General features: G+C 56.3%; 13 protein-coding genes. 3 read left to right on the forward strand and 10 right to left on the reverse strand.

The window, feature by feature from the left end:
- The first annotated feature begins 686 nt into the window (after window positions 1-686).
- Complete coding sequence (locus tag AC2FLJ_RS05715) at window positions 687-1,868, forward strand: hypothetical protein (protein WP_496696130.1); 1,182 nt, start codon at window positions 687-689, stop codon at window positions 1,866-1,868.
- A 31-nt stretch (window positions 1,869-1,899) separates the two neighbouring features.
- On the opposite strand, the gene AC2FLJ_RS05720 is transcribed toward AC2FLJ_RS05715, so the two are convergent.
- The 3 genes from AC2FLJ_RS05720 to AC2FLJ_RS05730 are packed head-to-tail and all read right to left on the reverse strand — an operon-like array spanning window position 1,900 to window position 6,460.
- Window positions 1,900-4,947 (reverse strand): efflux RND transporter permease subunit, encoded by a 3,048-nt coding sequence (locus tag AC2FLJ_RS05720; protein ID WP_496704783.1) that lies wholly within the window; start codon window positions 4,945-4,947, stop codon window positions 1,900-1,902.
- Window positions 4,948-4,958: 11 nt separating this feature from the next.
- Window positions 4,959-5,996, reverse strand: a complete 1,038-nt coding sequence (locus tag AC2FLJ_RS05725) for an efflux RND transporter periplasmic adaptor subunit (protein ID WP_058275551.1) — start codon at window positions 5,994-5,996, stop codon at window positions 4,959-4,961.
- Entirely contained in the window at window positions 5,993-6,460 is a 468-nt protein-coding gene (locus tag AC2FLJ_RS05730; RefSeq protein ID WP_496696135.1) for a MarR family winged helix-turn-helix transcriptional regulator, read from the reverse strand. Before AC2FLJ_RS05730 ends, AC2FLJ_RS05725 begins: the two co-directional genes overlap by 4 nt.
- A 168-nt stretch (window positions 6,461-6,628) precedes the next feature.
- Between AC2FLJ_RS05730 and AC2FLJ_RS05735 the strand changes: the two genes are divergently transcribed.
- Window positions 6,629-7,753, forward strand: coding sequence for a beta-ketoacyl-ACP synthase III (locus AC2FLJ_RS05735; RefSeq protein WP_496696137.1), 1,125 nt, complete (start codon window positions 6,629-6,631; stop codon window positions 7,751-7,753).
- Between the two features lie 108 nt (window positions 7,754-7,861).
- On the opposite strand, the gene AC2FLJ_RS05740 is transcribed toward AC2FLJ_RS05735, so the two are convergent.
- Both AC2FLJ_RS05740 and AC2FLJ_RS05745 read right to left on the reverse strand, forming a co-directional pair.
- Window positions 7,862-8,470, reverse strand: coding sequence for an HAD-IA family hydrolase (locus AC2FLJ_RS05740; protein ID WP_496704786.1), 609 nt, complete (start codon window positions 8,468-8,470; stop codon window positions 7,862-7,864).
- A 166-nt stretch (window positions 8,471-8,636) separates the two neighbouring features.
- A complete protein-coding gene (locus tag AC2FLJ_RS05745; protein ID WP_058275729.1) occupies window positions 8,637-9,098 on the reverse strand; it encodes a hypothetical protein in 462 nt (153 codons plus the stop codon).
- Window positions 9,099-9,453: 355 nt separating this feature from the next.
- Here AC2FLJ_RS05745 and AC2FLJ_RS05750 point away from each other — a divergent pair, with 355 nt between their 5' ends.
- Entirely contained in the window at window positions 9,454-10,032 is a 579-nt protein-coding gene (locus tag AC2FLJ_RS05750) for a thymidine kinase (protein ID WP_496696141.1), read from the forward strand.
- On the opposite strand, the gene AC2FLJ_RS05755 is transcribed toward AC2FLJ_RS05750, so the two are convergent.
- From AC2FLJ_RS05755 to AC2FLJ_RS05775, 5 genes are all read right to left on the reverse strand, one after another.
- Entirely contained in the window at window positions 10,029-10,979 is a 951-nt protein-coding gene (locus AC2FLJ_RS05755) for a 2-hydroxyacid dehydrogenase (RefSeq protein ID WP_496696143.1), read from the reverse strand. The two genes, AC2FLJ_RS05750 and AC2FLJ_RS05755, sit on opposite strands and share 4 nt — an antisense overlap.
- Complete coding sequence (locus AC2FLJ_RS05760; protein WP_282118993.1) at window positions 10,979-11,317, reverse strand: tRNA-binding protein; 339 nt, start codon at window positions 11,315-11,317, stop codon at window positions 10,979-10,981. Before AC2FLJ_RS05760 ends, AC2FLJ_RS05755 begins: the two co-directional genes overlap by 1 nt.
- On the reverse strand, window positions 11,310-12,125 hold the full coding sequence (gene proC, locus AC2FLJ_RS05765) for a pyrroline-5-carboxylate reductase (protein WP_496696145.1): 816 nt from the start codon (window positions 12,123-12,125) through the stop codon (window positions 11,310-11,312). Before proC ends, AC2FLJ_RS05760 begins: the two co-directional genes overlap by 8 nt.
- A 36-nt stretch (window positions 12,126-12,161) precedes the next feature.
- The gene (locus AC2FLJ_RS05770) at window positions 12,162-12,662 is read right to left on the reverse strand and encodes a type III secretion system chaperone family protein (protein ID WP_058275545.1); all 501 of its coding nucleotides are present in this window, start codon (window positions 12,660-12,662) and stop codon (window positions 12,162-12,164) included.
- A 313-nt stretch (window positions 12,663-12,975) separates the two neighbouring features.
- Window positions 12,976-13,224 (reverse strand): accessory factor UbiK family protein, encoded by a 249-nt coding sequence (locus AC2FLJ_RS05775; RefSeq protein ID WP_108859295.1) that lies wholly within the window; start codon window positions 13,222-13,224, stop codon window positions 12,976-12,978.
- Window positions 13,225-13,291 lie beyond the last annotated feature (67 nt).

The raw sequence follows: 13,291 nt of genomic DNA on the forward strand, positions 1-13,291 counted from the left end.
TAACCTGCTTACACGACCGACCGTTTCGCGCGCCCGTTGACCTTATGTCGCCGGGCGCGCATCTTTTCTGTGATTGAGCAGAAGGAAAAAACAAATGCGCAGGTTTATGGTTTTCGCCGCAATGATGACGCTTGCAGCGTGTGATGTACCCTTGGTCCCGTTGATCTAGAAACAGCTTTCAATGCTGCATTTCTTTAACCCGTCGGTATGAGGGACGCGTGGCACTGACCGTAAAGTGGTGAAAGCGTGCGCCTTTATGCCACCTATGGGACCAATGACCTGCCGCAGGCTGTTCGGTTTTAGGACGCAGTCTTTACCGTTCTGGAACTGCCGCGCCTTTCGGGGTGGATAGAGGATCGTTCAGGCTGGGAAGCGAACCAGATGATGAGATCGTTTTTTAGATTTGCACGCCCTTGGATGTGAACCCTGCCAATGTGCGCAACGGCACGATGATCGCGTTTCCGGTGCAAAGCGCCCCCAAGGTCAGAGAGTTTTATACCGTGGGGCAGGAGCACGGTGGTGTGGATGCAGGCCCACCCTGCACACGGGACTGTTATGCGCCTGATTTATATGTCACCTATCTGTGCGACCCGGACGGGAATAAACTGTCCTGTTTTACTATCACTATGACCCGAAAATGGATTCGGGAGACTAGTTAAACTGCGCAATGCGAAGGCAATGTCGACGTGAAAACGCAAAAAGGTTTAGAGGCCACGACATTGACAAAGCCACGCCATCCAGTTCTTGCCGCCAGCAGCCTGACGGAACTCGGTCTGTGTCGCGAAATGAAACCGGGCCATACCGGCCCGGACTACACTGAACACCTGTATGACTTTGACACGTTCTGGTATGACGCCTTCTGGGCCAAAGGGCGCCTGACGGTGATCTGCCCCAAGTTGTTTGGTCTTTATCATGTCATCCAGGAAGGTCAGTTTTTCCTGGATGGAGAAAAGGCGGGAAAATTCCGCCTGAAACCCCATGAATTCTATGACGCCCTGATATTCCGGGCAACTGAACAGCCCAGTACGCTGGCATTTGACTGGAGTGGGTCACGTGTTGAATCTTCGGTGAATTCGGTCCGGCAAGACTCGGTCCCGTTTACTGGGAAAAACGTTGCCGTAACCCTGTCGCGTGACAACGACCTGACTTGGATCGAAGATTTTGCACGCTACCATTGTCAGGTGCATGGGCTGGAGCAGATGTTGTTCTTTGACAATGCTTCTTCCCGGTATGGTCTGGACGATATTCGTGATGCGCTAAAGAGGGGCGGGATCGCAGATCCTGTTGTGTTATCTGCCCCGTTTCGCTTCGGGTTAGCGACGCGCGACAAAAAGGGAAAGCTACGATACAATACCGAGTTTTTGCAGACCACCCTTTTGAATATCGCGCGAATTAGATTTCTTTCCGGTTCCCGCGCCGTATTGCAGTGCGACATTGACGAATTGGTATGGAGCAAGAAAGGCAGGATTTTCGACCTAACTCGGGAGCGGCCAACAGGTTTGATCCGTCTAGGCGTTGAATGGAGATACCCCATTTCTGGCCTCACCGAGGATTTCCGCCATTCAGACCACATACGCAAAACAACCGGCGACAAACTGTGTAGGGCCAAGTACTGTATCGTTCCTTCCGGTCCGCTATGGTTTTCTTCATGGCACATTCACACGATCGGCCTGTTAAGGTCGCGTGGAAGCTTGATCACCCCTAAAGAGCATGGCATTTGGCATTGCAAGGCGATCACGTCGAGCCCATGGCGAAGCTACGACCCAGGAGCCATGCCCAATCTCGTGAAAGCACCAAGCACCCAATCTGCGTTTGAAGCCGTCGACTGGGCAAATGACCCGGCCAGAGAAGACCCCGGCCAGGTTTGAATTTTGCTGACGCGCCTGCTGGCAATCTTTGTCAGACTTGCGCTGTCTTCATCTCACGCTTTTCGTCCCGCGCGAAGAAGATCATGTAGAAGACGGGCGCTGCGACCATCGTCAGGATTGTCGCGAAGGCCAGGCCACCCATAATCGTTACCGCCATGGACTTGAAGAACGCATCCGTCAGCAATGGCGCCATGCCCAGAATAGTGGTGATCGCGGCCAGCATCACTGGGCGCAGACGTGAGACCGAGGCCTCGATGATCGACTCGCGCAAGCCTTTGCCGGTTTCGCGGACCAGATCGATTTCCTCGACCAAAACAATGCCGTTCTTGATTAGCATCCCCGACAGGCTGAGCAGACCCAGCAGCGCCGTGAAGGTGAACGGAAGACCAGTACCCAACAACCCGATAACCACGCCATTTACGGACATCGGCACCAGCAACCAGATGATAATCGGCTGACGGATGGCGTTAAAAATCAGCACCGAAATCAGCACCATGATCAACAGGCTGACCGGCAACTGACGGCCCAGGCTTTCGTTGGCGTCACCGGCGTTTTCGAACTCGCCACCCCACTCCATGCGATACCCTGCGGGCAGTTCCATCTCTTCGATGGCAGCGCGCACTTCCGAGTGGACCTGAGCCGCCGTCAGACCCGCCGGAATTTCGGCGCCGACGGTAATGGTCAGCACCCGGTCACGACGATGAACCAGCGTGTTGAGCGATTTGTACTCGAACCCGTCGACCATCTGTTCGATTGGCACAAACTTTTCGGACTGGTCCGAGTACACGACCTGATCGACGATCGAGTAATCTCCGTCCGCAGGCCGGCGGATAATGATCGGGATCAAACGGTCGCGTTCCCGGAATACACCCGCCCTGATGCCATCGGTCGAAAATTGCAGCGTTCCGGCGATGTCTTCACGGGTGACACCGGCAGTCTGCGCTCGTTCTGTCGCATAGATAGGCTGAACCGCCAGTTCTTTCTCACGCCAGTCCTGATAAACATGCAAAGCGTTCTCGGACGCACCGCGCATCCGCTGAATCGCCTCGTCCGCAAGCTGCCGCAGAACGGCCGGATCACTGCCCGAGAACCGGGCCTGGATCGGATCACCGCCGCCAGGGCCAAAGATCAGACGCTTGGTGCGGAACTCACCTTCGGGGAATTGAGCCGAGCCAAACGCCTCTAGATCAGCCTGCAATGCGGGAATGTCATCCAGAGTTTCTGTACGGATGATCATGTGGCCATAGCTGGGGTTCGGTTTCTCTGCCGAATAGGTCAGCAGAAACCGGGTTGCCCCCTGCCCAACAAATGTGGTGACGGCAACGACATCGTCGCGTTTGTCCAGCCATTCTTCGAATACAGCCATATCCTCGGCCGTTCGCGCGATGGGCGTACCTTGCGGCAGTTTGTAGTGCACGAAGAACAGCGGCGTGTTCGAATCCGGGAAGAACTGCTGTTTGACCAGTCCAAACCCGGCGAAACAGGCAACAGTGACGCTAATCAAACCGGCAACAACCAGCCAGCGGAACCGGAGCGCCCAGCGCAGGATGCTGCCGTAGACACGGAACATGATCCCGCCATAGGCATCCACAGCGCCTGCCTCACCCTGCTTGAAGAAATAGTGGCCCAGCATTGGTGTCACCGTCAGAGCCAGCACCCAGCTCAGCAGCAGTGAAATACCGATCACCGCAAACAGAGAGAACAGGAACTCGCCCGTCGCATCGGGGCTGAGACCGATCCCTGCAAAGGCCATGATCCCGATGACGGTCGCGCCCAACAACGGGATTTGCGTCTTGGAGGCAGCCTCATCCGCGGCATCGCGCGAGTTTTTTCCGCGCAGCATCGCAATCTGCATGCCCTCGGCAACAACGATCGCGTTATCCACCAGCATACCCATTGCGATGATCAGCGCACCCAGTGAAATCCGCTCCATCTCGATCGAGAACATCGACATGAACAGAAGCGTTCCCACCACGGTCAACAAAAGGGTCGAGCCGACAACAACCGCCGCGCGCCATCCCATAAACACCGCGAGTACGATAACCACAATGGTCACGGACATGGCCAGATTTACCAGAAAGTCATTCGAGGCCTGCTCGACCACCACGTGCTGTTGGTAGATCGGCAGGATTTCGACGCCAAACGGGATTTGCGAGTCCAGCTCGGCGAATTTTGCATCAGCGCGTTTGCCGACCTCGACAATGTTTTCGGTGGACAGACCCGCAATGCCCAATGTGAAAGCTTCGGTGCCGTTGAACCGGATCATCACCTCGGGGTCGGTCTGGCGACCACGATACACGTCGGACATATCAAACAGGTTGATCACCTGCCCTTGCGAGCCAACCGACAATCCCGCAATCGCTGAGACACTGTCCGACCCTTCGGCAGTCAGGATGGTCGTGCGGTCATTCTCTGAGCGGACCGAGCCCGAAGCGTTCACCGAATCCGCATTGGCAATGGCCTCGTTGAGGGACTGCAGTGGCACATTCTGGTTCACCGAGATGGCCAGATCGGGCTCCACAAAGATCGCCTCTTGCGGCAGGCCCATCACTTCTACGTCTGCGACGCCTTCGACGGTCAGCAATTCGCGCCGCAAGTAGGTCGACAGTTCGTGTTTTTCAGCGTCTGAAAACCCATCAGCCGTTACCGCATAGAACAGTCCGAACACATCGCCGAACCTGTCATTGACCAGCGGTGCCTGCACACCGGAGGGCAGACTGCGGGCCGTATCACGCACTTTGGCGCGCAGTTTGGTCCAGATTTCAGGTAATTCGGTTCCGTCATATGTTGATTGGATCTCAACCTCGATCAGCGAAAGACCGGGCTGGTTCACGGATGTGATCGTATCAACCTCACCCATTTGCTGGATGGCGGATTCTAGTGGCTCGGATACCTCCAGCGCCACCTGTTCAGCGGTTGCACCGGTATATTGGGTCACGATGACCGCGTTTTTGATGGTGAAGGCCGGATCTTCCAGACGTCCCAACGACAGGAAACCCCAGACGCCACCAAACAGGGCGATCAGGATTATCAGCCACGTATAGATCGGGCGATCAATGGATGCGCGCGCAATGTTCATCGACCCGCCCTTCAGTTCGCAAAGCCAGCAAAGCGGCGAACGGCTTGACCATCTGTCAAGGTGCTGCCACCCGCGACGACGATCTCATCGCCATCGTTCAACCCTGTCAGAACACGGACTTCGCCGGTCTGCGTGGGTTCGATGGTAACCGGCACAAGCTGGACGGCGCCTTCATCGGCCCCAACCGGTGAAAACACCATGACACCCAGACCGCCCTCTGCGTCCGAAATGATGGCCGTTGCAGGCACAACGATACCTGTCCGAGCGTCCTGGACCTTCACATTCACGGTCACTGACGAACCCGGCAAAATCTGCAATCCTTCAGGTGGCGTGAGGCCAAATTGGATGCGGAAAGTCTGACCCACGCTCGAGGTTTCGGCGTCAAATTCCCGGATCTGCAGAGGGAAGACCTCGTCGCTGGTTGGAAACTTCGCCGTAATCGCAATGTCATCTTCCTGACCCGATCGTTGGAACAGGATTTCCGGAACATCTACTTCAATCCGCAATTCGGACATATCGTGGATACGCACGATGGGCGCCCCTGCGTTTACAGTCGTAAAAGCCTCGACCGTTCGGCGTGAGACCAGCGCGTCAAACGGAGCGGTGAGTGTTGCATGTTCCAGATCGTATTCTGCATCGCGGACGGCGATATCCGCCAGTTGCGCTTCGGTTTCCGCGTCATCCACTGCCACCTGACTGGCTGTAGTTCCGCGCAGACGGGAAAGGCGGGCGACGGTACGATCTGCCTGATCCTTTTGCAGGACAGCGCGGTCATAGCGGCGCTGGAATGGTTCCTGATCCAATTGTGCGATCAGCTCGCCCTTGGGTATCACGAACCCCTCGGTCACCGGCATTTCGACGATTTGCCCGGAAACCTGAAAGGCCAGGTCGACCGTCTGTCGCGCAGCGACGCGTCCAAAAAACTGGCGCGAAAAACCGGGCGATGTCTCTTGGACCATCATGAGTTTTACGGGTTTGGCGCTATCCTGCGCCAAAACAGAGGTGGCAAACACGGTCAGAGCGACGCTCAGTACAGTGAAGAGTTTCATTTCTTCAATCCCTCAGGAATTCCTGTTTTCATTATATTTTCCCGGATTTTCCGGGCCAGTCGTGCAAACTCGGCAGTTTCGTCAGCATCCAGCCCAGCGGCTCGGCGGAATAGGTCCCCCGCCTCGGACATCAGAACCTGTCGCATCTCAAGTCCCTTGTCGGTCAGAACCAACAACCACGCCCGACGGTCTTCCGGATCGCGCTGTCGGGTCAGGTATCCTGCCTCTTCTAGCGCGTCAGCGGTTGACGTGATGGTGGACGGCACCGTCAGCATGTCTGCAGCCAAAACGCCCATGCGTTTGGGTCGCTCAAGCTTGACCATCATATGGCATTCCTGATGGCTCAGCCCGACCTCTAGTGCGTCCAGGCTTTCTTCCAGTTTCCAGTACAGCGCATAGACCCCCATCATCGCCTGCACTTCGGGGCTGAGGCAGCGGATCAGCGCACTGTCGTCATGGGTCATCGGTGAATCCGTTTGTAACTTTGGCCCCGCATATACTTCGAAATATGAACTATTCAAGATGTGAAGTGGGTTACAGCGCAAACTTTGACATTCCCTTGGGTCAACGTCTCTTGATCTAACCCATATATGACTGCATTTTGGGCGAATCCGAAACATTCAGGTCTTATCATGTACACGCCCGCGATCACTGGCTCAGGTGTTTTCACCCCCGAAAACGTCATCACCAACGCCGAGCTTGTCACGGCTTTCAATAAGTATGCCGACAAGATGAACGCCCAAAACGCAGACGCAATCGCGGCAGGTGAGATTGAGCCGATGCAGCATTCGTCGGAAGAGTTCATCTTCAAGGCCTCGGGTATCGAGAAACGCTACGTGATGGACAAGGACGGTGTTCTGGACCCTGACGTGATGCATCCCTTGTTGCGTCAACGTAGCGATGACGAACCGGGCATCATGACCGAGATGGCCGTGGATGCGTGTAAAAAGGCGCTGGAACAGGCCGGGCGCAGCGCCGAGGACGTTGATCTGGTGATCTGTGCCGCGTCTAACCACGAACGCGCCTATCCCGCCGTCGCGATCGAAATCCAGCAAGCGCTTGGGATCAACGGGTTCGGGTTTGATATGAATGTCGCCTGTTCTTCGGCCACTTTCGGGATTCAGGCCGCCGCAGACATGATCCGCTCCGGCTCGGTCCGCGCCGCATTGGTGGTAAACCCCGAGATTTGTTCAGGCCATCTGGAATGGCGCGACCGCGATTGCCATTTCATCTTTGGCGACGTGGCCACCGCCACTTTGATCGAGCGGGTCGAAGACGCGAAGGGTCCGCATTTCGAAATTTTGTCGACACGCTGCGCGACCGAATTCTCGAACAATATCCGCAACAACAACGGCTTCCTACGCCGTTCACGCCCTGACGGGGTGGTCGACCGCCGTGACATGCAGTTCATGCAGAACGGACGCAAAGTCTTCAAAGAAGTGCTGCCAATGGTCAGCAAGCACATCTCGGATCACATGGAGTCTGAGGGTGTGGAGAATACAGACCTCAAACGTCTGTGGCTGCATCAGGCCAACAAGACCATGAATGACTTCATCGGCAAGAAGGTTCTGGGACGCGAACCCGAAGCAAGCGAACAGCCCAACATCCTGCAGGATTATGCCAACACCTCCTCGGCCGGGTCCATCATCGCGTTTTCCAAGTATTCGGATGACCTGTCAGACGGAGATGTCGGTCTGATCTGTTCCTTCGGCGCGGGCTATTCGGTGGGATCGGTGATTGTAAAGCGGCACGGGTGACGTCTTGGCGTCGCGACACACCGATCACAACCCAGGATACGCCGTACCACAGCGCGCAAGACGACATCAGGAACGCTTGACTGGGACGCAAATAGGTATAATTCCCGCTCAATTTACACTGCGGTTTAGAATCGTGGAAAGGCGTTCGGTTCCATCCCAATGAACAGCCTTCCATCCTGCGGATCGGGCTGCCTCAATATTCGGCAGGGTATCATCGACCAGCAAAAGTTCACACGGTTGACGCCCGACCTCCTGCGCTGCGAAAGCGAAGAACTCAGGCTTTGGCTTTCTGAACCCGGCTTTTGCTGAGTACACGATGCCGTCAACTTCGTCGCCGAGCGCCATTGTCTGCATGAGATAGATTGCTCTCATGTGATCTTGGTTGGTTGCAAGATAAACAGGTACGCCTTTGCGTTTCGCCTCGCGCACATCCGCAACAGTGGTTTCGACTATGCCGGAATCCCCTCGAAACCAATAGTCTATCAAATCAGGTGCTTTGATGGTCGGCGCAACGCGCTTCAGAACAGCCTCTAGAATGGGCAGGAGTTCAGCCCGTCCCTCGACAATAGCAGTCCATTCAGTTTTGAAAAACTCTTCCGCAAGCAGATTAGGATCAAGTCCCAGATCCTTCGATAAATCAGTGTCCCATCGCAGACCATCGCCGGGACGACCGTCGACGAGGACACCATCAACATCAAGCATCAGGCATTTTGCCATTACCGAACCATATGGTGACGCAACTGGAATGGTGCACTAGTCGCTAGCAGAACAAATGAAACGAAACACACCTGTTCAAATCCAATTCAACCTAAAGACTGCTGAAAAGGTTGCGGGGTGTTCACAGGAACATCGTCCTGATCCCTGGGCGGTGCACACCGAAACCTCAGCTCACGCTTTCCTCTTCCAGATGCAGCTTCATGTCCAAAAGGACCTGTTGCAGTTGGCTCGTCTCCCTTAACAAGCGCTTGGCTTCGTTCACCGTGATGATGCCATCCTCGATCGCCGATTGATATTCGGTCATCAGCATCGCAAACCGCTGGCTCAGCGCGATGACGTCGGAATTCACTCCGCCAGTGCGGGGGCTGTCGTCATTGCGCCCGTCATAGGACAGGGTGATATTTTTCAGATCGGCAAGCGCCGAGGTGACGTGGGGGAAGTTTGCCACTGCCTCAAGCCGCGCCACCGCATCGACCGGCATGAACCGATCAGTATGTTCGACATTGTCAGAATAATAACGGCCCAACGTGGCTTTGGATTTGCCTGTAATCTCGCACGCGGATTCGATTCCCACGTCTTTAACCAGCGCTTCTGTGTGTTTTTTCAGGTAGGCCCCGATATCTGCCATGTTTTTACCTTTACTGCCTGCACGCCCCACTAAATCTGCCATTGCGGGGGAAAGGGAAAAGAAAATTCCCATACTCGATTCATAATTGAAATGTCATATGTTGGCTATCCCTCAGATATGCGGGGGTTTTGTGAGTGAGTGGCGGCATTTAATGCCGGTAATGAGTGATTGCGGGTCGGTATTCTTGTCCCGCTACGGTTAGGCCGCATGTTGGCCGACGGCGTCGCCGTTGTTGGGGCGGGGGGATCCATCCCCAATGGGCTAACGCTCGACCTCTGCAACGATAATGGCGACGTCGCTTTTTGAAGGCTATTGATGGCTTGCCCGAATTGGACAGGCGTTTTAGACCCAACCCATGGCAAAACTATACTTTAATTATTCGACGATGAACGCGGGAAAATCGACCGTGTTGCTGCAAGCCTCGCACAATTACCGTGAGAGGGGGATGGACACCTATTTGATGACCGCGGCCCTAGATGGCCGGGCCGGTGTTGGCAGGATTGCGTCGCGGATCGGCATATCGGCCGATGCGGACACGTTCACCGCCGAAACCGACGTTTTTGCGATGATTGAACAGCGCCTAAAAAAAGGGAACGTCACCTGCGTCTTTATTGATGAGGCGCAATTTCTGACCGAAGAGCAAGTCTGGCAATTGGCCCGCGCAGTGGATGACCTGCGGGTGCCTGTCCTTGCCTATGGCTTGCGCGTGGATTTTCAGGGCCACCTGTTTCCCGGCTCCGCTGCCTTGCTGGCGTTGGCGGACGAGATGCGCGAAGTGCGGACCATTTGCGAGTGTGGGCGCAAGGCCACGATGGTCATCCGTCAGGACGAAAACGGCAACGCCATTACCGAAGGCGCGCAGGTACAGATCGGCGGCAATGAAACCTATGTTTCGCTCTGCCGCAAACACTGGCGCGAGGCCGTCGGGCACTAGACCGGGTTCGGCAAAGATCGCCCCGCGACGAAAGCTGTAACGTTGTCCAGCGCTATATGCCCCATATCGGTGCGGACCTCTTCGGTCGCGGTGCCAAGATGGGGCAATATCGTCACATTCTCCATATCGCGCAAGGCCTGCGGAACGGTGGGTTCGAACTCATAAACATCAAGGCCCGCGCCTGCGATCTGACCGGATTGCAGGGCAGCGATCAGAGAGGATTCGTCCACAACTTCTCCACGCGCGATGTTGATCAAGATGCCCGAAGGTTTCATCGCCTCCAGCACCGGCGCATTGATCAGGTGGCGCGTTTGCGCACCGCCGGGCACGGCGAGCACCAGGAAATCGACGGCAGCGGCCAGTTCTTTCAGGTCGGGTATGTTTTCTGCGGGAAATTCCACCTCTTTCGGGCTGCGCGACTGGTACGCCACGTCCATCCCGAAACCAAAATGGCAACGCCACGCAATCGCCTGACCAATACGGCCCATCCCTACGATCCCAACGCGTTTTCCGGTCACGTGATGACCCAGCATTTGGGTCGGATGCCAGCCTTGCCATTTGCCCGAACGGACCAGCCGTTCTCCCTCGCCCGCGCGACGCGCGGTCGACAACAGCAAAGTCATCGCGATGTCAGCAGTGGCATCGGTAACCGCACCGGGGGTGTTAGTGACCTGAATCCCTGCGGTCTGTGCGGCAGCGACGTCGATATGGTTGTACCCCACACCGAAATTGGCCAGCAGTTTACAGCGCGGCTGCGGCACTTCGGAGAAGATTGTGGCCGAAAACTGATCCCCCAGCGTCGGAACCACCACATCGAACTCAGCCAATGCGCGCCGCATTTCGTCGGGCGACATTGGCAGCGTGCTGCTGCGGATTTCGACGTCGAACTCGGCGCGGGCGCGCGCCTCGACAGCGGCGGTCATGGGGCGTGCGATCAAAAGTTTCATCAGTGCATCCGTCCGCCGGTTGGAACCTCGCCATCCGGACCGATCAGAACGATCTCGCCCTTGTCATCGGGCAGGCCCAGCACCAGAACCTCGGACATGAACTTGCCGATCTGGCGCGGCGGGAAATTGACAACGGCCATCACCTGTTTGCCCACCAGCGTCTCCGGATCGTAATGCGCCGTTATCTGGGCTGAGGTTCGGCGCTCGCCAATATCGTCACCAAAGTCGATCCACATCTTGATCGCGGGCTTACGGGCCTCAGGATAGGGTTCTGCCCGGATGACCTTGCCGACGCGGATGTCGACCTTCAGAAAATCGTCGAATGAAATCTCACTCACGGGACAGCTCCTTGGATCGGTCAGTTGCGGCCTTGACGGCGCGGTGCAGCAGGTCCGGGAAACCTTCTTCCTCATGCATCAGCACTTCAAGCGCGGCCTGCGTCGTACCATTGGGCGACGTTACGTTGACGCGCAGTTGCGAAGGGTCCTCGTCGGCCGCCATTGCCAAAGCTCCTGCCCCGGCCACCGTGGATTTGGCCAGCTTCATCGCCAGATCGTGCGGCAGACCCTGAGCCTGCCCGGCAGCGGCCAGCGTTTCGATCAGATGAAAGACATAAGCCGGACCAGAGCCACTAAGACCTGTCACCGCATCCATCTGCGATTCTTCCTCAAGGCGAATTGTGTCACCGATGGCGGACAGCAGGTTTTCGGCAAGAGAAACATCAGCATCCGATGCAGCCAAATTGCCAATCAGCGCCGTGATTCCCTGCCGGATTGCTGCCGGAGTGTTCGGCATGGCGCGCACGATCGGAGTGCCTTCGCCCAGTACATTCTCGAAGGTTGCAATAGACGTACCCGCAGCGACCGAGACGAAAAGGCTACCGCCACCGCCCAGCGCCTTGATCGATGGCAGCGCATCGCCCATCATTTGCGGCTTGACGGCAACCAGCACGACCGCCGGGGCCTCGGGTAATGGAGTGTTGATATTGACGCCCTGCGCCTTCAGCCATTCTGAGGGGTACGGATCAATCACCCAGACAGCTGACGCAGGAAGGCCATGCTCCAGCCAACCGGCGAGCATGGCCGAACCCATCTTGCCGCACCCCAGAAGAACCAGCCCCTGCTCGGCGACGCGTGACATGTCCATGATTGCCCCTCTCCTTATCCGGTTTGGGGCAAAGCTTTACGCGCGGCCGTAGGCCTCTGCAATGGCGACCTGCATTGCATCCTCGGGATCGCGGTTGCCCCAGGTGACCAGTTGGATCGCGGGGTAATAGCGCTCGGCGCTCAGAACCGCAGCGGTGATCATCGTGTCGATCTGCTCCGGGCTGGCCATCTGGCCACCCGCTAGAACCAAACCATACCTGTAGACCATCAGCTTTTGATTGGCCCAGTAGGTGAACGCCCCTGCCCAGCACTGATCGTTCATCTTGTTGAGCAGCTCATAAAGCACGTTTTCACGCTCGGAAGGCGGCTCCATTTCGAAAGAACACACCATGCGGAGCGTTTCGTCATAGTTGGACCAGGCCAAGGTGATCGAATAGGTGCGCCACTGTCCTTCGACAGCCATGGCAATCTGATCATCCCCGATCCGGTCGAAATCCCAGTCGTGGTGTTCGGCAAGATGTTCAACAATGTCGATTGGATGAAGGTCTTCTTCGAGAAACTGTTCGGAAAGGGCCATAATGCCACCTCACTAATCTCTAGCCTTTTAGGGGCTGGCAGCGCCCCAGCGCTAGTTGCTTGCTCTACAAGCCGGGCTTCCCCAGTCTGCCTGTACTAGATATGGTGCGCCGCGGGCAGGGATCTGGCAACCCTATTTGTTGGGGATAACAGCAATAAGTTGTGGACAGTCAGCAACGGCGATCAAAATATTGGTGCTACCGCCAGCTTTGTCTTGATTAAATTTGGTAAGGCGTCAGAATACACAACACCGCACAATCCCAGCGTGGATTGCGCGGCGGTTTTCTTTTTTCAAAATCTCGAGTGTGCGGAACTTATTTGTCCAGTTTGGCTTCAAGCGCCGCAATGCGCGCCTCAAGTGCGGCGTTCTCTTCGCGCGCTTTCTGGGCCATGGCGCGCACAGCATCAAACTCTTCGCGCGTGACGAAATCGCGGTCGGCCAGCCAGCGGTCGATCATCGACTTCATCGCGTTTTCGGCCTCGTCCTTCGCGCCTTGGGCCACGCCCATGGCATTGGTCATCAGTTGGGAAACGTCATCAAGAATCTTGTTACGGGTTTGCATGGCTTTACTCCGGTATCGCGGTTGGTCTCTATATGGGTAAAGAATGGCCCGGGCTCAAGGTTGACTT

This window comes from Ruegeria sp. CDSA034 (assembly GCF_059612275.1).